Source organism: Kribbella sp. VKM Ac-2566, assembly GCF_004366005.1.
In the GTDB taxonomy this organism is placed as follows: domain Bacteria; phylum Actinomycetota; class Actinomycetes; order Propionibacteriales; family Kribbellaceae; genus Kribbella; species Kribbella pratensis.
The window spans coordinates 296,808-316,580 of record NZ_SODT01000016.1; the positions used below are offsets into that span (position 1 = coordinate 296,808).

A 19,773-nucleotide genomic window follows, 5' to 3' on the forward strand; every position below is an offset into this window, starting at 1 on the left:
TGGTTTCGACTGTGCCGCTCGAGCGGTCAGGCAGGTAGGGCACCGATCGGCGAACCTGTGACCAGGCTTATGGCCGACGTCCGGCAACGATGCTCTACTGGGACATGGCCCGAGACCTGCGTAGATCCAGTGCGAGGGGAGTGGCATGAGCGAGTCCGGGGGGCTGCGGTGGCCCGGTTCCGCCGCGAACAGCGCGGATGAGGCATGGCTGACGGCGATCGCAGAAGCGGCCGCTGGAGACTCCCAGGCGCCGCTCGAGCTGTTGGTCGAATACCTCACGCTGCTCGCGGACGCGGCGATCTCCGGGCGACGCCCCCGTGAACATGAATTGGCGATCGTGCGTGAACTCGGGCGCCGCGCCGCCGAACAGGGCATCCCTGCCGGACGCGTCGTCGACCTCTACCTGTCCGCGGCCTGGCGGATGTGGCGGGACCTGCCCGACGTTGTGCCGTACCGCGACCGCGACACCGTCCGCGCATCTGCACAAGCAGTACTTCGCGCCGTGGGTGAAGTGAGCGCCGTCCTCGTCGACAGCTACCAGATCGCCACTCAGCACCTGATCCGGCAGGAGGAATCGCTGCGCCGCGAACTGATCGACGATCTGCTGCGCGGCGACCCTGACGTCGCCGGAATCGTGGAGCGCGCGGAACCATTCGGGCTCGACCTCGGCCGACCGCACCAGGTGGTCCTGGCCCGCCCCGCTGACACCCTCTCCGAGGGCGACACGAGCGTGAGCACGCTGGAAGCCTTCATTCTCGACCGTTTCGGGGACCGTGAGGTTCTCGTCGCCACCAAAGAAGGCCTTCTCGTGGTGTTGATCCCGGCGACCGCCTCCAGCACGGCACCCCGCACCACCACACAGGGAGTGGGGACCCTGATCCACGACGCGTTGATCCGGCACCGGTCGGGCCGCGAATGGCGCGTCACAACGGGCCGGCCCTACCCCGGCTCGTACGGCATCGCCCGCTCCTACGAAGAGGCGCGGGAAGCGCTGACGCTGGCCGACCGGTTGCAGCTCGACGCCGCTGTCGTCGACGCAGAGGACATGCTCGTGTACCGGGTTCTGATCCGTGACCAGGCCGCCATCGTCGATCTCATCCAGGCTGTGCTCGGCCCGCTGACCCAGGCCCGCGGCGGCGCAGAGCCGTTGCTGCAGACGCTCGAGGCGTACTTCGCCACCGGTGAGGTCGCAACCGAGGCGGCCCGGCGGCTGAGCATGTCAGTTCGCACCGTCACCTACCGGCTGGACAAGGTCAAGACCCTCACCGGACATGACCCGGGCGACCCGGCACAACGGTTCACGTTGCACATTGCCGTCCTCGGCGCACGACTCCTTGACTGGCCCGCCCGCGACCTTCCATCCGGCGCGGAGGCCCACGCCTAGCCGACCGCCCCTGATTCCCGAGGGGCCATCGTTGCCGGGCGTCGGCCAACAGCCGAGCCCCAGGTTCGCCGATCGTTGCCGTACCTGTCATCGCGACGTCGCGGCACAGTCGTAGCTGCACGAGCAGGGCCCGCCGCCGCAAGGAGGTTTGTCGTGGACCGATCAGTCGCCGCCCGCCTCGACGCGTCCGACGCTACGGGACAGGTGAACACACCATGAAGGCCTACCGAGTCTTCTGGCTGTTGTTCTGCGGTGTGTTCGGCGCACTAGGTGCAGTCATGGCGTTCACGTGGTCACTCACGAACGTCATCATGCTCCTCATCCTCGCGGCACTCATAGGCGCAGTCGTGGCCATGGTCGCTTTGGCAGACCCCGACGGTCCCAGCCGACCGCCGCGGAATCGACGACGGATCGTGGCCACCAGCACAGCCCTCACCGCGGGTGTCACAGTCTGCTTCGTCGGCTTGGGCAACCTGGTGGGCGCTGCGAAAGCGGTGCTCCTCCTGCTCATCATCGTCGGCGGGTCCCCGTACGCGATTCGGCGCTGCCTTCGCTGGCTCACCGAACACGGTCACCTGACCAGCTCGTCACCTCAGCCCGCACCCCCGCCTCGCCTCGAGCTCTCGTTAGAGTCCGCGACGGCCGCCATCCTGCGGGCCGAGCCGGACGTGGCGTCCAAGCCGCGTATCGCCGTGGGCGCCCTCAGCGACGCAGCCCTCTGCGTGGCATGGCGGGCCAGCTTCTCCGCCCTGCAAAGAGCCAGTTCGCCGACGCAACGGTTACGGGTCGTCGACGACCGGCGGGCGTATCTCGACGAGATCGAGCGCCGCACCGCGCACGGCATGGCCGCGTGGCTGGCGTCGGGACCGAGAGCAGCCGGAGACCCCAGCAGGTTTGTGCTGGGAGACGGCGCGGCAGGTCGCGCCGCCATCGACTGGGACGACCTGCTCCACGACACGGACAACTGAACACCACAACTTGATAGCCACAGCTGGCGGATGCCAGGGAGAGCCGGGAAACGATGACCAAGCTGGAACACCTGTACGGCCACTTCGGGCAGAGCCCGTGGCTGGACAACCTCACCCGCACCTACCTGCGTGACGGCACCCTGGCAGGGATGGTCGCCGACGGGATCCGCGGCGTCACCGCGAACCCGACGATCTTCGCCCGGAGCATCACCGGCTCCCACGACTACGACGAACAGTTCTCGGAACTGATGGCCGCCGGCAAGTCGGTGGAGGAGGCTTACTGGGAACTGGTCATCTCTGACGCCGGTCAGGCGCTCACCGTACTGCGACCGGTCTTCGACGGGGGTGACTGCATCGATGGTTTCGTGTCGGTGGAGGTGTCCCCCGAGCTGGCTCACGACGCGTCCGGCACGATCGCCGCCGCGCGGTGGCTACGCCGTCGTATCGCCCAACCCAATCTGCTCGTCAAGATTCCCGCGACCGCCGAAGGCGTCACCGCCGTCGAAACCTTGATCGGCGAGGGTGCCAGCATCAACGTGACGCTGTTGTTCTCCCTGTCGCGGTACGCCGAGATCATCGAGGCCTACCTGTCCGGGCTGGAGAAGTTCACCGCCAACGGCGGCGATCCTTCGACTGTCAGCAGCGTCGCCTCGTTCTTCGTCAGTCGGGTCGACACCGAGGTGGACCGGCGGCTGGAGGAACTCGGCACGGACGAGGCCCTGGCTCTACGCGGCCAGGCCGCGGTCGCGCAGGCCAAGCTGGCGTACAGGTTGTTCACCGAACGGTTCTCTACCAAGCGCTGGCACCGCCTCGCGGTACTGGGCGCAGATGTCCAGCGTCCGCTGTGGGCTTCGACGTCCACCAAGAACCCCATGGACCGCGACACTCGCTATGTCGAGGAACTCATCGGCCCCGAAACGGTCACTACCTTGCCCGAAGCGACCATCGCGGCCTTCGAGGACCACGGCACGATGACGCGCACCGTCGACAACGGTGTGCCGCAGGCCACCGAACTGATGCAGCGGCTGACGGCCGTCGGAGTTGACATGACTGCCGTCGGTCACACCCTGGAGGACAACGGCATCGCCAGCTTCAACAAGGCCTACCAAGACGTACTGGCGAACCTCACAAACCTGGCTGCAGACCCGGCCGCAGGCGACCCGAGTCCCCTTGCCGGGAGCAAGGACTGAACCGGCTCCGTCGAGCGGCGAGTGAGGTCACTCACCGGAGTCACCGCCGCGGCTCGGCCTGTTGGAGTGATCCTGTTCGATGTTCTCTTCCAGGTTCTCCACGCGGCCCTCGTCGTCGCCGGCGTCCAGCAGGTTGTCCGCCGGCGCGCGGTTGGCGCGGTACTCAGCCAGTGCGACTTCCGGGTGGTGCCTGTCGAACGCAGGGCTTTCGGATCTGATCCGGGGCAGCTTCTCGAAGTTGTGCCGCGGCGCCGGCGAGCTGGTCGCCCACTCCAGCGAGCGGCCCCAGCCCCACGGGTCGTCCACTCCCACCAAAGGTGCTCTGCGGTAGGTCTTGTAGATGTTGTAGAGGAAGGGCAGCGTCGAGGCGCCCAGGATGAAGGCGCCGACGCTGGAGACCTGGTTGAGGGTGGTGAAGCCCTCGTTGGCGCCGTACGACGCATAACGCCGCGGCATACCCTCGACACCGAGCCAGTGCTGCACCAGGAACGTGGTGTGGAAGCCGATGAACAACATCCAGAAGTGCAGCTTGCCGAGCCGCTCGTCGAGCATCCGCCCGGTGAACTTCGGCCACCAGAAGTAGAACCCGGCGAACATCGCGAAGACGACTGTCCCGAAGACGACGTAATGGAAGTGCGCGACCACGAAGTAGGTGTCGGTGACCTGGAAGTCCAAGGTCGGCGAGGCCAGGATGACGCCGGTCAGACCGCCGAAGAGGAAGGTCGTCATGAACCCGAGCGACCACAGCATCGGGGTTTCGAACGACACCGAGCCACCCCAGATCGTCCCGATCCAGTTGAAGAACTTCACCCCCGTCGGCACCGCGATCAGGAACGACATGAACGAGAAGAACGGCAAACTCACCGCACCGGTGACGAACATATGATGTGCCCACACCGTCAACGAGAGTGCGGCGATCGCCAGCGTCGCGCCGACAAGCCCCATGTAGCCGAAGACCGGCTTACGGCTGAACACCGGCAGGATCTCGGTCACGATGCCGAAGAACGGCAGCGCGATGATGTACAACCTCTGGATGCCCGAAGAACCAGAACAGGTGCTGCCAAAGTATCGGCCCGCCGTTCGCGGCATCGAAGACATGGGCCCCGAGTATGCGGTCGGCCTCCAGCACCAGGAGCGCGGCGGCCAGGATCGGGAACGCGATCAGCACCATGATCGAGGTGATGAGAGTGTTCCAGGTGAAGATCGGCATCCGGAACATCGTCATCCCGGGTGCCCTGAGGGTGATGATCGTGGTGATGAAGTTGACCGCGCCGAGGATCGTGCCCAGGCCGGCCATCCACAGACCCATGATCCACAGGTCGCCGCCGACACCGGGTGAGCGCACTGCGTTCGACAGCGGGGCGTAGCCGGTCCAGCCGAAGCTCGCCGCGCCGCCTGGGGTGAAGAAGCCACTGAAGGCGATCAGGCCGCCGAACAGGAACAGCCAGTAGCTGAGCATGTTCAGCCGCGGGAACGCGACATCAGGGGCGCCGATCTGGATCGGCATGATGACGTTGGCGAAGCCGACGAACAGCGGGGTCGCGAACAGCAGCAGCATGATCGTGCCGTGCATCGTGAAGAGCTGGTTGTACACCTCTTCGTTCACGATCTGCAGGCCCGGCTTGGCCAGTTCGGCGCGGATCAGCAGCGCCATCACGCCGCCGATCAGGAAGAACGCGAACGACGTGATCAGGTACATCTGCCCGATCAGCTTGTGATCGGTGGTTGTGAGGACACGCACCAGCGCATGCCCCAGTGGGCGGCGACCGTCTGCCCTTGTGACCGCGCTGGTTGCCGCCCGTTCCGCGACGCCGGTCATCGTCCTGCTCCGGCGCCGCGCGAGGTACTACGGGTCAGATTCACCACGAGCTCTCCATCAGGTCTCCGTAGGCGCGCTTGTGCGGGTCGCCCTTCACCAGTTCGCCGGCGGATCGCTGGCTGGGAAGGAGTCGTAGCCCCAGATATCGACGATGTCTCGAGGCTGTGGTCCGGGATGCGCCGAACGATGCGGAACTGTCGGCGACGGCTGTGCTGGGGCGGGTCGCATGCCGCGACGCCGCCATGGCGGGTGTTCGCCGTGTAGACCGCTCGCCTCCTGTGCGAACTGGCAGAACATGCACAGGCCGGCCATCGGGAGCGCCATTAAGCGGTCGACGGCAATCGCGCCGCCGCACTCCCGGCACAGCCCGTAAGAGCCCTCATCAATGCGGTGCAAAGCGGCATCGATGTCGGCTAGGGCCGTCTCCGCAGCTGCCATCAACGCGGACGCCACCTCGTCGATCGCATCATCGGATCCGGCCCACAGGTCGGCCGTGAGCTCGTCGAGCTGCTCGACCCGAAACCGCCGGTGTTGCTCAAGATCCGCCCGGAAGGCGTCGACGTCCAAGTCCCCGCGACGGTGGTGTTCGCCAGGCGGGACCACAGATCTGGACTCGATCACAGGACCTCCTTGCATCGCGACAGGGTCAGCCGGTTGGTCGGTTCACGGCTGACAGCTCACAATGCCGCCGTACCCCTGTGGCGGATATGCCCGAGTCCGGTCAAACACGACCATGCTTCGCTGCCGAAGACCGGCAACCGAGTCTTGAACCCGATCGACTCAGCACGCCCGTCAAGGTCCGATCAGACCGCTCGGATGCCTCGCAACGTCGTTCCCGGCGTACGTCTGCCTGAGTCGGCACGCGCACGATCTTCCTTGCGAGCCGCCTTCATTGCCGGGCGTCGGCGATCTACTGGCGATCTGTTCGCCGGTCGTTGCCCTAGGGGTCACTCCTGTTTCAGAACAGACTTGTAGCTACGAGCCTCGTAGGTTGGAGGAGAAGGATGAGGGTGCACCGGGTTGCCTGGCTGAGCTTCTGCGCTGTCGTCGGGGTGACCGGCGCGATGGCCGCGCTCACATGGGAGCTGCCGACGCTGATCCTGTTGTTCGTCCTCGCTGCGTTGACGGGCGCTGCCGCGACCATGGTCGCCCTGACACCGGTAGACGACGCCCAGGTCAAACGACAGCAGTGGCCTTTGATTGTCACGAATACGGCTGTCTCCGGGGCGGGCACCGTAGCGTTCGTCGGACTCGGGTCGCTCCTGGGCGCGCCGATGGCGGTGCTTGTGCTGGCCCTGGCCGTCGGTGGATCGCCGTACGTCGCGCGCCGTTGGATCGGCTGGCTCGGAGTGCACGAACAACTGCCTGAGCGCCGGGACCCGGACGAGCACATGTCGAGCGCTGCGCCCGCCGGCACCATGCGGGAAGCCGAGTTGACCATCTCCGCGGAAACCGAGGCTGCCGAGCTGAGTGATGATGCGTTGTGCTTGGCGTGGCGGGCCAGCTTCTCTGCTCTGGAGAAGGCCAAATCCCCGGCGGAGCGCTCACGCATCATCGAGACGCGTCGTGCCTTCCTCGACGAACTCGAGCGACGGAATCCACCCGGAGTCGCTGCATGGCTCGCCTCAGGCGCCCGCGCGGCGGGCGACCCCAGCAGGTTAGTCCTGGGTGATGGAGCCGCTGGCAGTACGACGATCGACTGGGACGCGCTGATCCAAGGCACGGACAAATGATCCTCGCCGCCGTGTGACCGAAGCGGTCCAGATCTGAGCGTTCTGCTCCGTCACTGCTCCGTGGGACACTGACAAACGGCGGTCATCGGCGGGTGCCGATGAGCAGCGTTTTCCCAGGTCAGGGCCCATATTGGCAGGCTCTGGCCACCAGGGCCGGTGAGCACCACCGAGATCCTCGACATCTTCGAAGGCACCCAACAAATCCAGCAACTGATCGTCGCCCGCCGCCTCCTCGGCAAGACCTCCGCCGAGCTCAAATAGCCTTGTTCGCAAGGGCTTCCGGCCCGCTCTGACTTCCTCTCGGAGCAGACCGGGAGCAGGTGGGTGTACATCTGCAACGTGAAACCCGGGTCGTAGTGGCCAAGGTGCCTTGTCGGCGTCGGCGGAGATTGGCCGCGCATCCTCATGGACATCGCCGAAGAAACTTCGAGGAGGCCCGCAGGAGCATCCAATTCTCCGAGAACAGAGTCGGTGGCGACGACCCAAGCGTCACCTTCGTGCGGAGGCGACTGCGCGAGGCGGCGTGACCTATAGGTCATCTGCGCCGGTAGCTCGGGCGGGTGCGGATGCCTGACGGTCGGATCGCCTGGATCGACCGTGGCGAACTCCGCGCGGCGCCCGACCGCGAACCGGCGCCGACCGGTCACCGGCAGGAGGCGAGTTGATGCCTGGCGCTCTGCGCCCCAAGAAGACCTCCGCCAGCGCCGGGCCGAATCCCCGGTCGATCTGGTCGAACCCGGTAACTGAAACCGGCCTCCAGGAACGGATGTCGGCGGCTCGAACTTTTCCTTCCCAGGGGCTGTCCAAGTGATCGCATCGACCGATGCGATCAGCGCGCATCATCAAGGGAGGACCATGAGGTTCAGCCTCGCGCGTACTGGCGGCGTGACCGCCGTCGTCGCCGCACTCGCCGCCGGGGGACTCAGCATCGCCCACGCTGGTCGGACCAGCACAGCCACACTCCCGCCCGCCACGCTCCCGCCCGCCAGGGCCGCCGCCGGCACACCGCCGCTCCAGCCCGGTCAGGTGACCTACCAGGAGGACGGCTGGGGCGTCTCCGGACCCGGCTACGAGTCCGGCTGTGGAGCCCAGGTGCCGCAGGGCTGGACGAAGGTCAAGGTCGCCGACTACCACGCGAAGTTCAGCGGCAGGAACGGCCTCTGGGTGCTGCGGATCAACTGCGTCCTCCCAGCAACGGAGACCAGGACGGACGTGGTCAACGCGAGGATCGCCGCACTGCGAGGGACGAAGGGCTTCCGCGTCCTGTCCGTCGTCGACGGCCTGACCCCGCGTTTGCACCCGAACGGTGAGCCCTACGACGTGCTGCAGACCAAGACGATGACCTACTCCTACACCGACGACACCGGGGGCACCCGGCTGGTGATCAGCCTCTGGACCACGGACTACGGCCGGCCCACCACGGCCACCGTGGAGATCACCGCGGCCGGCCGCGAGCAGGACCTGGTCGGCCTGCAGTCGGTCGTGGCCCGCGCGACGAAGACCTTCTACCGCGCCGGTTGAGCCCGCACGCACCGTCGAGCGTACGGATCTGAGCCGAGCCGGTAGATGCGTCGCGCCGTTCCGCCGAAGGCGGCTTCACGATCCGCGTCGAGAGTCCGTCCGTCAGGCCTCGACAGCACCTTTGATCTCGGTCAACCGACAGGTCGATCCAGGGGCAGTAGATTGCCAAAGGCAACCAAGCACACCACCTGCGGACTCGAGCAGGCTTCCGCGGTGTCGCCGGTCCCGGGCCTGCACGCGGGAGAAGGGTGGCGAGGAGGCTGCGTCCGCCCCGACAGCCAGACTGGCTTGCCTGCAGTGGTCGGTTGACTGACCCGGCATTGAACAGCCGGCGAACCGAGGCGCGACCACCGCGGCGAGCACCGGCAGCAGGGCACTCGGTTGCTCACGCGGGCGCGGGCAGGTCGTCGAGAACGGTCCCCACCCGGTGTGCCAGGTCGAGTAGCTTCCTGTCGTCACTGTGTGCGCCGTCGATCTCGAGTCCGACGGGCAGGCCGTGTCGAGTGATGCCCATCGGAATGCTGATGGCCGGCAAACCCGCGCCGCTGGCGGGGACAGTGTTCTTCGCCAGAACCAGATGGCTGACCTCCTCGCCCGAGATCGTGAACGTCGCCTGCTGTTCGATCAGTGGTGCGGTACTGGGCGTGGTTGGGGAGAGCAACGCATCGATGCCGCCGCGAGTGAACATCTCGTCGAACCGGCGCTGAAGTTCTGGACGATCGACGGACAGCGCCGTCTCGTAGGTCTGCTGGGAGATGTAGCCCGGTCCGCTCGGGAGGACGAGTTCGCTCCACACGCCGTTGAGTTCCGGCTTCAGCCCGTCGTAGATGTCGTGAAACGAAACCGGGACGTCGTGCCGGCGCAGATACTCGGAGACGGCTTGCATCGTCTCGCGGAAGAAGAGGTTCCACGTCAATCGGTCTGCGAGTACGGAGAAGTCCTCGCCGAGGTCGATCTCGACCACCTCGGCGCCGGCGTCGCGCATGCGCTGGAGTGTGTTACGGAAGTGCGCCTCGGTCTCGGACTCGATCAACCCGAGGTACTGCTTGGGCGCATACGCGAATCTCGCCCCCTTCAGATCGGAACCGGCGGCCGGGGAGGCGGTCACGTCCTTGGTGACGATCTGGTCGATGAGCGCGCAGTCTTCGACGGTGCGCGCGAAGATGCCTGGGGTGTCGAGCGTGTGGGAGATCGGCGCCACGCCGCCGCCTGGCCAACGTCCGGTGGTCGGTTTGAAGCCCACGACGCCGACCAGCGACGCGGGCACCCGGATGGAACCCACCGTGTCGCCGCCGAACGCACCCGGCACGATCCGAGCTGCGACAGCTGTTCCGGAACCGCTGGAAGACCCGCCTGACATGTGGTCGGTGCCATAAGGGTTCTTGACCTGGCCATAGCGATTGTTGTCCCCGGTCAGTCCGAAGGACATCTCGACGAGGTTGTTCTTTCCGAACACGATGCCACCGGCATCTTTGATCGTCCCAACCACCTCGGCGTCCTCGGCCGGCGTGAAACCGTCCAGGACCTCTACCCCGAGCGTTGTGCGAAGACCGCGTGTCAGGTAGCTGTCCTTCACTCCCAGCGGGACGCCGAGCAGGGGAGCGCTCGAGCCCGCGGCGCGTGCCTTGTCGGCAGCTTCGGCCGCGGTCAGCACGGCGCACTCATCGATCGTGATGAAAGAGTTCAGATCTGCGTACTTGCGGGCCCGCTGCAGAAGGGCCGTGGCGTACGACTCGGCAGTGATCTCGCCGTTGCGGATCGCGGTGGCCGCTGCCGCGACGCCGAGCTCGACCAGCTCGTTGTCGTCTGCTGTCGATACGGCGTCACCGACGGACGTTTCGTCGTTCTTCATGGTTGCCTTTCTCAATGTCCGGGCCGCGCCCGGAGGTCGGGTCGACTACTGGTCGCTTGCCGCGGTGAAGGCGGGGGGCACCGGAACGTCGAGGATTCGCAGGAGGTTGGCGACCTTACGATCCAGTTCCAGTCCGACGGACGCGATGTCCGGGAGCCCGAAGCTGTCGAATCGGGTGCTGGGCTGGTCGATGGAGAACCGCGTGACGCCGTGCTGGTCCTGATGGATCGCCGTTCGCAGCGGGGCGTAGAGCATCACCGCCGGGTCGTGCCGGTACATGCGCTCGGCGATCGTGTGATTTCCCATCAGGTAGCCACTGCAGAAGCCCTGATCGCCCGCGAGTTGCATGAGCTCGCCGACATCGGTGCTCCAGAACCGCAGGAATCCGTGCGGGGCGTTCTCCGCGGCAGCGGCGAGCACGGTGTCCCAGCTTGCGCGCTCGGCGCGGATCTGTGCCATCCGCTCGAGGTCCAGTACCGGTACGGCGGCTTCGTAGCGAGCGCGGAAGTCCTCGAAGGACGAGCGGGTGTCGATCGACCACCGGACGGCCTCGTGGGGAACTGCGACGAAGTTCTGAGTGGACATCGCTTGTTCGTTCCTTTCTCGTTCTCGGATGGGAGGTGCGGCTCTGGGGCACGAGTGCAGTGCCAGGGCACTGCTCCCGAAGTACAGTGATCGCTGTACCTTCAATCTAGCAGGTCACTTCTGGGAAGTAAATCGATCGCTATACTTTGGGCATGGGAACGAGTGAAACGACGACCAGCGCACCCAAAGGCGGGCGTGGAGCGCGGGAGCGCATCCTGCGCGCAGCGGTCGAGTTGTTCGCACGCGACGGGATCCACGCCACCGGCATCGCGAAGCTGACCGACACCGCACATGTATCGACGCGGACCTTCTATCAACACTTCCCGAGCAAGGAGGCGCTGGTCAGCGCGTACTTGGAACGTCTCGAGTCCGACGGCGCACTACTCGCCGAGACCGTTCTGGAGCGCAGCGACCTCAGCGCGCGTGAGCGTCTCCTCGGGCTGTTCGCCGAGCTTCCGGCCGCCGCACCGCCGGCGACGGTGCGGGGTTGTCCGTTGCACAACGTCGCCGTCGAAGCAGCCGGGACGATGCCCGAGGCCACGGCATTGGTTGAGCGTCACAAGAGGGAGTTCGCCGAACGCGTGATCGAGACCACCGCCGAGGCCGGCGCCCACGAGCCGGAGGTCTTGGGCCGACAACTCGCCGTGCTGTTCGAGGGTGCCCGCGCCCTGGCGACCTCACTCAACGACACGCGACCGCTCCAAGACGCCCAAGACCTGGCCGAAACGCTGCTCGACCGGGCGACCGGTTGAATCGGCGCCCCTTCGACCAGACCGTCCGCATCGACGATCTGGACCTCTGCAAGAACAGCTCCGCGGCGGTCGACACCCGATCGGTCGACTTCAGTTGCCCGACGCCCGCGATCCGTTGGCGTCTTCAGGGCTTGGCAAAGCGGGTCTTGGCCTGGTTCGCGGTGTTTCCCACTTCGCGACAGGCCGGGTCTGCCCATCCAGATCCCGGAAGTACGCACGCGCCTCGAACTTCCGCGCCTGACCGGATACTTGTAGCGATTGCTACTGCTTCACCGTCGTTCCGAAGAGCCGCCAGGGCTCGCTGAGCGGGCGTGCAAGCGGGTGAGCGAAGCGGTCCAGATCGGCGCATTCTGCTCCGTCACTGCTCCGTGGGACGCTGACAAACGTTGGTCATCGGCGGGTGCCGATGAGCAGCGTTTTCCCAGGTCAGGGCCCATATTGGCGGGCTCTGGCCACTAGGGCCGGTGAGCACCACCGAGATCCTCGACATCTTCGAACGCACCCAGCAGTTGATCGTCGCCCGGCGGTTGCTGGGCAAGACGTCCGCCGAACTCAAATAGCCTTGTTCGCAAGGGCTCCGGGCTTCTCTGGTCGCGGTGCCGCTTTCAGCGCGAGCAGAGGGGTTGCTGAGGGATGACGAACTTTCTGGTGGTGGTCACCGATGACCAGGGGCCGTGGGCGTTGGGTTGTCAGGGCAACGACGATGCGCTGGCGGACAACGGCGTACGGTTCGAGTCGTTCTTCTGTGCATCTCCGGTGTGTTCGCCGGCCAGGGCGTCGTTGCTTACCGGACGGATGCCTTCTGCGCACGGGGTGCACGACTGGATCCGCGGTGAGGCTTATGGGGTCGCCGACGAGGCCAGGTATCTGACCGGGCTGACGACGACGCCGGAGGTTCTTGCGGCGAACGGCTGGCGGTGTGGTCATGTGGGGAAGTGGCACTTGGGAGATGCCCGGGAGCCGGCGCCAGGGTTCGAGTACTGGTACGCGCATCGCACCGGCGATGGACCGTACTTCGGCGCGCCGATCTGGCGGGACGGCGCGAAGGTGTCCGAAGACCGGTACATCACCGAGGCGATCACCGGCGAGGCCCTGGCGTTCCTAGAGACCGTGGCGCGCCGCGACGACCCGTTCTACCTGCAGGTCCACTACACGGCTCCGCACAGTCCGTGGCTCGGGCAGCATCCAGCCGAGTACCTCGACCTGTACGCGGACTGCGCGTTCGACACCTGTCCACGGGAGGATCCGCACCCATGGTTCAATTGGGAGCCGGGTCCGATCTCTGACGCCATGCGCGATCCGCGGCCCAGTCTGCAGGGCTACTTCGCCTCGATCACGGCCGTCGACGACGGTGTCGCGGCGCTGGTCCGGAAACTCGCCGACGAAGGACTGACCGAGTCGACCTGCGTGGTTTTCACCTCCGACAACGGCTTCAGCTGCGGCCAGCACGGAATCTGGGGTAAGGGAAACGCCACCACCCCGCTCAATATGTGGGAGAACTCGGTCCGAGTGCCCTTCATCATCTCCGTGCCGGGCCGTACGCCGAGCGGCATGGTCGACCGTGGACTGGCAGGTGCCTGCGATCTGCACCCGACGATCCTCGAACTGGCGAATCTGCCGCGTGCGGACGATCCGCTCGCGGCCGGAGCCTCGCTCGTGTCCCGCCTCGACGGCCGAACCGGCGCGGCCGAGCACATCATGGTCTTCGACGAGTACGGCGGAACTCGCATGGTCCGGACCGCGGAGTGGAAGCTCGTCCGGCGGCACGGTGACGCGCCGGACGAGCTGTACAACGTCCGCGAGGATCCGCTGGAACGCCACAATCGGATCGACGACCGGTACTGCTATCAGACCATCGACGAGCTCAACGGCCTGCTGATCGATTGGTTTGCCGCCCACACCCGACCGGACCGCGACGCCTACCGCCGCCCTGTTTCAGGACGAGGGCAACTCCGGCCCGTCTGGCATCAGAGACCTGATCACGAAACCTACTTCGGCGGCCAGGCCGAGATCCGCACCACGGGAGCAGGCGCGAGCGAGGTCTGACGACTCGATCGTGCGGTGTGGGCAGCCGTCGGGTTGTTGTGGCTACAACTCGAACAGGGTCACGAATCGTCGCTGAAGGTTCCACCGAAGATGTCGGAGTTTCCGAAGGTTGCCGGGCAATCGTTGTTGGGTCCTGGGCGCAGGTCCGTCGAGTGCGTGGCCGGCAGTTCGGCTGCCGCCGCCGGGTCCTCCTTCTCGTCTCCCACGATGGGTTCCGTGGTGCCGGCCAGGACGTCCTCGACAAACGCCTGACGGTAGGCGTTGATGGCGGGGCAGACGGCACCGTTGCGCATGTCGTTCCAGACACCGGAGCCGTAGTCCCGCGTGGCGACGGCGTAGTTGTAGTCGCCGAGGAACTCCGAGGTCAGGCTGTTGGCACTGGACGCGCGTCCGTCGCCTGTCGCACCCCGCAGCACTGTGGTGAACGCGCCGATGGTGTGGGCCGTACCGACGATGTCGGCGTGCCGGACCACGCCCAGCATCCGGCGCGCGGAGGTCGTGTCGTTGCGCCACGGGTCGAGCCAGGCGTTGTAGACCAGCCATGCGTCGGTGCCGTCGGGCGAGATCGCCACCGCCGGGAAGTTGGCTCGGTCGCTGCCCTCACTGACTACGACCTTGCCCGAGTAGGTGTCGCCTCCATTGGTCGAGCTCACCAGGAAGGCTTTCTCGAGGTTGGTTCCCTGACTGTCGTCGGACCAGGTGAGCAGGATCTGGTCGGTGGCGTCCGAACCGCTCGGTGCACCGTTGGCGATGTCGATCGACGGGAAGGTGTCGGTTCTGGCACCCGCGATGCCGTCGATGGTGAACCGGCCTTGCGCGGGATCGAACTGCCCGATTCCGCCAAGCCCCGAGACCACCGCCCTGGGTCGCTCGAAAGTCCGGCCACCGTTGAAGGACCGGGCCTGCAAGAACACACCCTGGCGCGTCCGGATGTCCGTGCCGACCCACACCACGTAGACCACGCCATGGCTGTCGGTTCGGATGGCACAGCCCTGCCGTCCACCGGTCTGGTTGTTGTTCGTGGCTGCGGACAACTGGCGCGTGGTCCACGTATCGCCGCCGTCGGTGGAACGAGCGAACAGTACCGGTTCGGCTCCAGCGGCCCCGCGGAACCCGACGTTGCAGACATAGGCGTTGCCGAAGTGGGGACTGCTCTCGGCGTTGTCGGCCCAGATCTGTTCCTTGTCGCTGAAGAGAGCCTGGTTCTGCCTGGTCACGACCACCGGGTCCATCCAGGCGTCGTTGTCACCGGCGATGGCGCCGGCCAGATCGTCGGTGCGGGACACCGCGATGGCCGCGGCGCCGGCAAAGCCGGGACTGCCCGGGAAGTTGGTGGCGATGTTCGCGTAGTACAGCCGTTGCCCGTTGGACCAGGCGAAGTTCCCCGAAGCGTCGGGAACTGGGCCGAAGACCAGCTCCGGGTCGCCGTTGGAGACCATACCGTTGACGTCGTAGTTGGGCAGCGTGCCGATCGGGCCGTTGGGATCGGGTACGCAGCCGGTGTCGCCGGCCGGGGGTTGGCCGGGCGCGACGTCTGGTGCGCCGAGGCAGGACGGTGTGACGCGCGCCGAGAAGCCGGTGTACGTCGGTTGCGTCCACGTGCGGCCGGAGTCGGTCGAGAACTGGACGCCGGACACGCCCACGCCCGGTGTGAACGGGCACGTGCGGTCGTCGCCGGCGTTACACGCCTCCAGGTCGATGTTGTCGTTGGCTCCCGCCGCGAGAATCGCTGGGTTCACTGGATTCACAGCCAGCCCCGGCTCGTTCTGCTTGTTCTGCGAGAACAGCTGGTCATTGCTGCCGACAGTGACTTCTGTCGACCCGCCGGGCGTGATTGGCGCCGCCTGTGCCGGCGTCGGGAGAAGTAGTGCTGCGATTGCCGCGGCGACCGTCGCGGCGACGTTGATCCTGCGCATGACGCTCCTCAGCTAGATGGATCGTTCTGCGCGGCGCGCCCGGGTGCCCGTCAGCACTGACCGGGTGGTCGCAACCTCTCACTCTGGTCCGCTCGCGAGGCCTCCGCAAGGAGCTGAGAGCCGATCCAGGGACGCCGGGCAGCAAAAGCCGCCAGGCCAGCGCAGCGAGCGTTCCGGCAGTCACTTCCTGTCATCAGCCGACCCCGCAGTAGCAGCGGAGCATGCTGACCTGAAAGCAGTCGGTCATGTGAGCTCGTGGTTCGTGATCGCGGGGCGAAGAGGGCTGCTCGGGGGGACGCGGCTCAGGCGGGCCTGTCCGAGCGAGGGTCGACTTGGGCGATCACGAGGTTGAGTGTTGTTACCAGGGTTCGAAGTGCGGGAGCGTCGAGGGCGCGGAACCATCCGGCCACGGCGTCGACGTCGCTGGTGTCGCGTGAGGCCCAGTAGGCGCGGCTTTTCCGGGTCGTGACGATGCGCGTGGTTCGCGCGTCGTCGGGGTCCGCCCGCAATTCGACGAGCCCTTTGCGTTGCAGGGCGGACGCGATCTGCTTGAGATTCTGCCTGGAGCAGGAGAGTGCGGTTGCCGCGTCGGACAGTGACGGCGAGCCGGCTGCTTCGACAACGGTGATCAGAGCGGCTTGCTGCGTGGTCAGACCGTCGTCGCGGAGCCGCTTGTCCATGGCTGCCCGCAGTCGAGCGGCGAGCGCGAGCGTCGTGCGAAACGCCTCGATCGCCAGCAGTGAGTGCTCCGGCAGATCTGCGGCCTGGTCCGGACGGAGTCGTAGCGGGTCGGGTCCCATCGTTGACATGCGCAATATATTACCTTTAACGTCGGATCATCGAGGCACCGAGGGGGAGCCATGATCTGCCTGTTGCCGAACTGCGGCTTTCTGTCGGAGACGTCGCGCATTCTGGAGATTCACCGCGCCCTGACGGTTCGCGGGGTAGAGGTCACAACCCTGACCCATGGTGGGCCCTATGTCGACCTGCTTCGAGACCACGGCGTTGAGGTCGATGTCCTCGGGGGCGGATGGAACGCCGAGCGCGTCGGGCAGTTCATTTCCTCGATTCCAGGAATCGGTTCACCGGAGCAGAGCATGTGGACCGATGACGAGATCCGGAAGTACGTCGCCCTCGAAGCCGAGTACTTCCGCACCCACAGCGTCACGGCGGTCGTGACCGGATGGACTTTGACCGCGCTGTTGTCGTCGCAAGTGGCCGGGATTCCCGTCGTGGTCGAGCACTCCGGGGCGTTCGTTCCGCCGTTGTTCGAGCGCGGCCGCGTGATACCGCCGGATCGCCGGCTCGGGCTGCCCCTGGAGGGACTCATGCCGGCGAGGGTTCGCAAGTTCCTTTTCAACAAGGGGTTGCCGTATCAGAAGATCTACACCGGCGGCTTCAATCGCGTCGCCGCGGAGCTGGGTGTCGCCGGTATCCCGAGCTTCCCCGCTCTGCTGATGGGCGATCTCACGCTGATCACCGATACCCCCGAGGTCTTCGGCGTACCACGTCACGATGTCGACGGCTGGGTGCCCAAACCGGCCAGGTCGTATCGGTCAGGCGCCCGGTTGCGCTACACCGGACCTCTCTTCGCGCACTTCGACGTGCCAGTTCCCGCTCGGGTGGACAGCTTTCTCGATCAGGACGGCCCGGTTGCGTACGTCGCCCTGACCTCGACATCGCCGGAGTTGGTACGGGCCGTGGTCGGCCAGGTGCGTGACGTCGTACCGAGGGTCCTCGTCGCGGGCACGATGCATGACCTGACCGGTCTCGAGGGCGACGGTGTTCTGGTCGAACAGGTGTTGCCGAGTCACCGGATCATGCCGCGCGTGGCGATTGCGGTGATCACCGGCGGCCAGGGATCTGTGCAGACGGCGATGGCCGCCGGGACACCGTTCGTCGGCATCGCCCTCCAGGCCGAGCAGGCTGCCAGCCTTGATATTGCCGAGCGGCACGGTGTGGCCCGGGCAGTACCCGTGTCGCGGGCGGACACCGAAGTGACCGAGGCGGTTCGCGCTGTCCTCGCTGACCCGCGCGCGCGAAGTGCCGCGCGGCGCATCAGCCGGCTCTACGCCGCCACCGATGGCGCCGGCGAGGCCGCCGACGCCATCGTGGAGCTCGCCTCAGTCGGACAGACCGCATAGCGCCGCCGAACAGGTTGACCTGTGCAACGGGTTAGCGAGGATCGCCGGAACCGGGCCGGACCAATCCGCTTTCGTAGGCGTAGACGACGGCTTGTACGCGGTCGCGCAGGCCGAGTTTGGACAGGACACGGTGGACATGGGTCTTCACGGTCCCTTCCGAGAGGTACAGGCGGCCGGCGATCTCGGCGTTTGTCAGACCGTATGCGACGTGTCCGAGCACTTCTCGCTCCCTGTCCGTGAGCAACTCCAGGCGATCGGTCGACGCCAAGTTGCCGGAGCCGGGGACGATTCTGTGGCCGGTGCCGACGTAGCGTTCCAGGAGTCGGCGGGTGACACTTGGTGCTACGACGGAGTCGCCGCGGGCGACTGAGCGGATGGCTGAGAGCAAGTCGGGTGCAAGCGTGTCCTTGAGCAAGAATCCGCTCGCGCCGGCGCGTAGGGCGGCGTAGACGTACTCGTCGAGATCGAACGTGGTGAGGATCAGGACCCGGATGTGGGCGTGTGGGTCCTCGGCGCAGATCCGGCGCGTTGCTTCGACGCCGTCGACGTCGGGCATCCGGACGTCCATCAAGACGATGTCCGGCTGACGGTCGAGCGATATCTCTGTTGCCTCGGCGCCGTTGATCGCCTCACCGATGATCTGCATGTCGTCCGCATTCTCGAGGATCATGCGGAATCCGGTGCGGACCAGGGCCTGATCGTCGGCGAGCAGGAGGCGGATCATCGGTTCGGTCCCTGGATCGGAAGCTCGGCTCGCACACTGAACCCTCCCGCGGTTCGAGGGCCTGCGGTGAGACTTCCGCCAAGCAGCCGTGCGCGCTCGCTCATGCCGTGCAGGCCGTTCCCCGCCGTGTGGGGGCTGGTCCTCCTGTGGCCGTCGTCGCGGATTTCTATTTCGAGACCGGAATCGCGGTAGCGCAGGATGACGTCCGCCGTCGCGCCGGTGCCGGCGTGTTTCATCGTGTTGGTGAGTGCTTCCTGCACGATCCGGTAGGTCGACAGATCCACTTCGGGCGGCAACGCGGCGGGTGACCCCTCGACATGCAGCCGGACCGGCGTTCCCGCCTCGGTTACTTGAGCCACCAGGAGGGGGAGTCGGTCCAGTCCCGGCTGCGGGTGCCAGGTGTCGTCGAGGCCGTCGACGCCGTCGACTCTGGCCAGTACTCGTCGCATGTCGGCCAGAGAGTCACGTCCGGTCTTGACGATCGCACTGAGCGCGGCTTGTGTGTCGGTGGGACGCTTCTCCAAAGCTGCCGCGGCGCCCTGCGCCTGAGCGACCATCACGGACAGGCCGTGGGCAACGATGTCGTGCAGTTCGCGGCTGATCCGCCCACGCTCTGCTGTCACGGCGAGCGTCGCTCGCTGATCCCGTTCTCTTTCCAGGTCTTTGGCACGGGAATGCAGTTCGTCGAGATATGCGCTGCGGGTTCGTGCGCCGGCGCCCATGGCCCATGAAGCCACGAGGACTGATCCGAGCACGACAACCCCGCTCCAGGTCTGTTGGATCACGCTGACCGGTGGCCTCGACGGTACCGGCGACGTACCGATCGGCTGACGGATCGTTGGGTTGATGCGGCCGGGCAGCCCGGGAACGGGCAGTGCGTTCGCCGCGGTGTAAAGGCTCCAGCCAGTCACGAGTAGAAGTAGGCCGCTCAGCAGCCCGAGTGAGACTGACCGTGCGTGGCGGACCGCAACCGTGTAGAGCAGGATCGGGACGGCCAGGTCGACGATCAGGAACGGCACGGCCTGCGCGACATGTACGGCTGCCGAAAGGATGCAGATGGCAAGCATCGCCAGCGGCCAGCGCCGTCGTAAGGCAACACAGGCAAGCGCCACTGCCGTTGCAGACCACCACAGCGCCAA

At 66.3% G+C, this 19,773-nt stretch carries 15 protein-coding genes and 1 pseudogene; 8 read left to right on the plus strand and 8 right to left on the minus strand.

What is annotated here, in order from left to right; translation table 11 throughout:
• The first annotated feature begins 145 nt into the window (after positions 1-145).
• From EV647_RS41230 to tal, 3 genes are all read left to right on the plus strand, one after another.
• Positions 146-1,384, plus strand: coding sequence for a CdaR family transcriptional regulator (locus tag EV647_RS41230; RefSeq protein WP_134013056.1), 1,239 nt, complete (start codon positions 146-148; stop codon positions 1,382-1,384).
• 215 nt (positions 1,385-1,599) lie between these two features.
• Entirely contained in the window at positions 1,600-2,352 is a 753-nt protein-coding gene (locus tag EV647_RS41235; protein ID WP_134013058.1) for a hypothetical protein, read from the plus strand.
• 53 nt (positions 2,353-2,405) lie between these two features.
• Positions 2,406-3,542 carry a transaldolase gene (gene tal / locus EV647_RS41240; protein WP_134013060.1) on the plus strand — a complete coding sequence of 379 codons (1,137 nt, stop codon included), beginning with the start codon at positions 2,406-2,408 and terminating at the stop codon, positions 3,540-3,542.
• 27 nt (positions 3,543-3,569) lie between these two features.
• Here the strand turns inward: tal and ctaD are convergent.
• Positions 3,570-5,361 (minus strand): annotated as a pseudogene (gene ctaD / locus EV647_RS41245) (cytochrome c oxidase subunit I).
• Between the two features lie 93 nt (positions 5,362-5,454).
• Complete coding sequence (locus EV647_RS41250; RefSeq protein ID WP_166680562.1) at positions 5,455-5,982, minus strand: TraR/DksA C4-type zinc finger protein; 528 nt, start codon at positions 5,980-5,982, stop codon at positions 5,455-5,457.
• 383 nt (positions 5,983-6,365) lie between these two features.
• On the opposite strand from EV647_RS41250, the gene EV647_RS41255 reads away from it, so the two are divergent.
• Together EV647_RS41255 and EV647_RS41260 are read left to right on the plus strand one after the other, a co-directional pair.
• A complete protein-coding gene (locus EV647_RS41255; protein ID WP_134013064.1) occupies positions 6,366-7,094 on the plus strand; it encodes a hypothetical protein in 729 nt (242 codons plus the stop codon).
• An 855-nt stretch (positions 7,095-7,949) separates the two neighbouring features.
• Positions 7,950-8,615, plus strand: a complete 666-nt coding sequence (locus EV647_RS41260; RefSeq protein WP_134013066.1) for a hypothetical protein — start codon at positions 7,950-7,952, stop codon at positions 8,613-8,615.
• Positions 8,616-9,000: 385 nt separating this feature from the next.
• On the opposite strand, the gene EV647_RS41265 is transcribed toward EV647_RS41260, so the two are convergent.
• Both EV647_RS41265 and EV647_RS41270 read right to left on the minus strand, forming a co-directional pair.
• Positions 9,001-10,467 (minus strand): amidase family protein, encoded by a 1,467-nt coding sequence (locus EV647_RS41265; protein ID WP_134013068.1) that lies wholly within the window; start codon positions 10,465-10,467, stop codon positions 9,001-9,003.
• 45 nt (positions 10,468-10,512) lie between these two features.
• On the minus strand, positions 10,513-11,052 hold the full coding sequence (locus tag EV647_RS41270; RefSeq protein WP_134013070.1) for a DUF302 domain-containing protein: 540 nt from the start codon (positions 11,050-11,052) through the stop codon (positions 10,513-10,515).
• Positions 11,053-11,204: 152 nt separating this feature from the next.
• Here EV647_RS41270 and EV647_RS41275 point away from each other — a divergent pair, with 152 nt between their 5' ends.
• Positions 11,205-11,804, plus strand: a complete 600-nt coding sequence (locus EV647_RS41275; RefSeq protein WP_134013072.1) for a TetR/AcrR family transcriptional regulator — start codon at positions 11,205-11,207, stop codon at positions 11,802-11,804.
• A gap of 633 nt (positions 11,805-12,437) precedes the next feature.
• On the plus strand, positions 12,438-13,850 hold the full coding sequence (locus EV647_RS41280; RefSeq protein WP_134013074.1) for a sulfatase-like hydrolase/transferase: 1,413 nt from the start codon (positions 12,438-12,440) through the stop codon (positions 13,848-13,850).
• 59 nt (positions 13,851-13,909) lie between these two features.
• Here the strand turns inward: EV647_RS41280 and EV647_RS41285 are convergent, their stop codons facing one another.
• Together EV647_RS41285 and EV647_RS41290 are read right to left on the minus strand one after the other, a co-directional pair.
• The gene (locus EV647_RS41285; protein WP_134013076.1) at positions 13,910-15,766 is read right to left on the minus strand and encodes a sialidase family protein; all 1,857 of its coding nucleotides are present in this window, start codon (positions 15,764-15,766) and stop codon (positions 13,910-13,912) included.
• Between the two features lie 302 nt (positions 15,767-16,068).
• Positions 16,069-16,575, minus strand: coding sequence for a MarR family winged helix-turn-helix transcriptional regulator (locus EV647_RS41290; protein ID WP_134013078.1), 507 nt, complete (start codon positions 16,573-16,575; stop codon positions 16,069-16,071).
• A gap of 288 nt (positions 16,576-16,863) precedes the next feature.
• On the opposite strand from EV647_RS41290, the gene EV647_RS41295 reads away from it, so the two are divergent.
• Positions 16,864-17,910, plus strand: coding sequence for a glycosyltransferase (locus tag EV647_RS41295; RefSeq protein WP_134013081.1), 1,047 nt, complete (start codon positions 16,864-16,866; stop codon positions 17,908-17,910).
• A 31-nt stretch (positions 17,911-17,941) separates the two neighbouring features.
• Here the strand turns inward: EV647_RS41295 and EV647_RS41300 are convergent, their stop codons facing one another.
• A complete protein-coding gene (locus tag EV647_RS41300; protein ID WP_134013083.1) occupies positions 17,942-18,634 on the minus strand; it encodes a response regulator transcription factor in 693 nt (230 codons plus the stop codon).
• Entirely contained in the window at positions 18,631-19,773 is a 1,143-nt protein-coding gene (locus tag EV647_RS41305; RefSeq protein WP_238177648.1) for a sensor histidine kinase, read from the minus strand. Before EV647_RS41305 ends, EV647_RS41300 begins: the two co-directional genes overlap by 4 nt.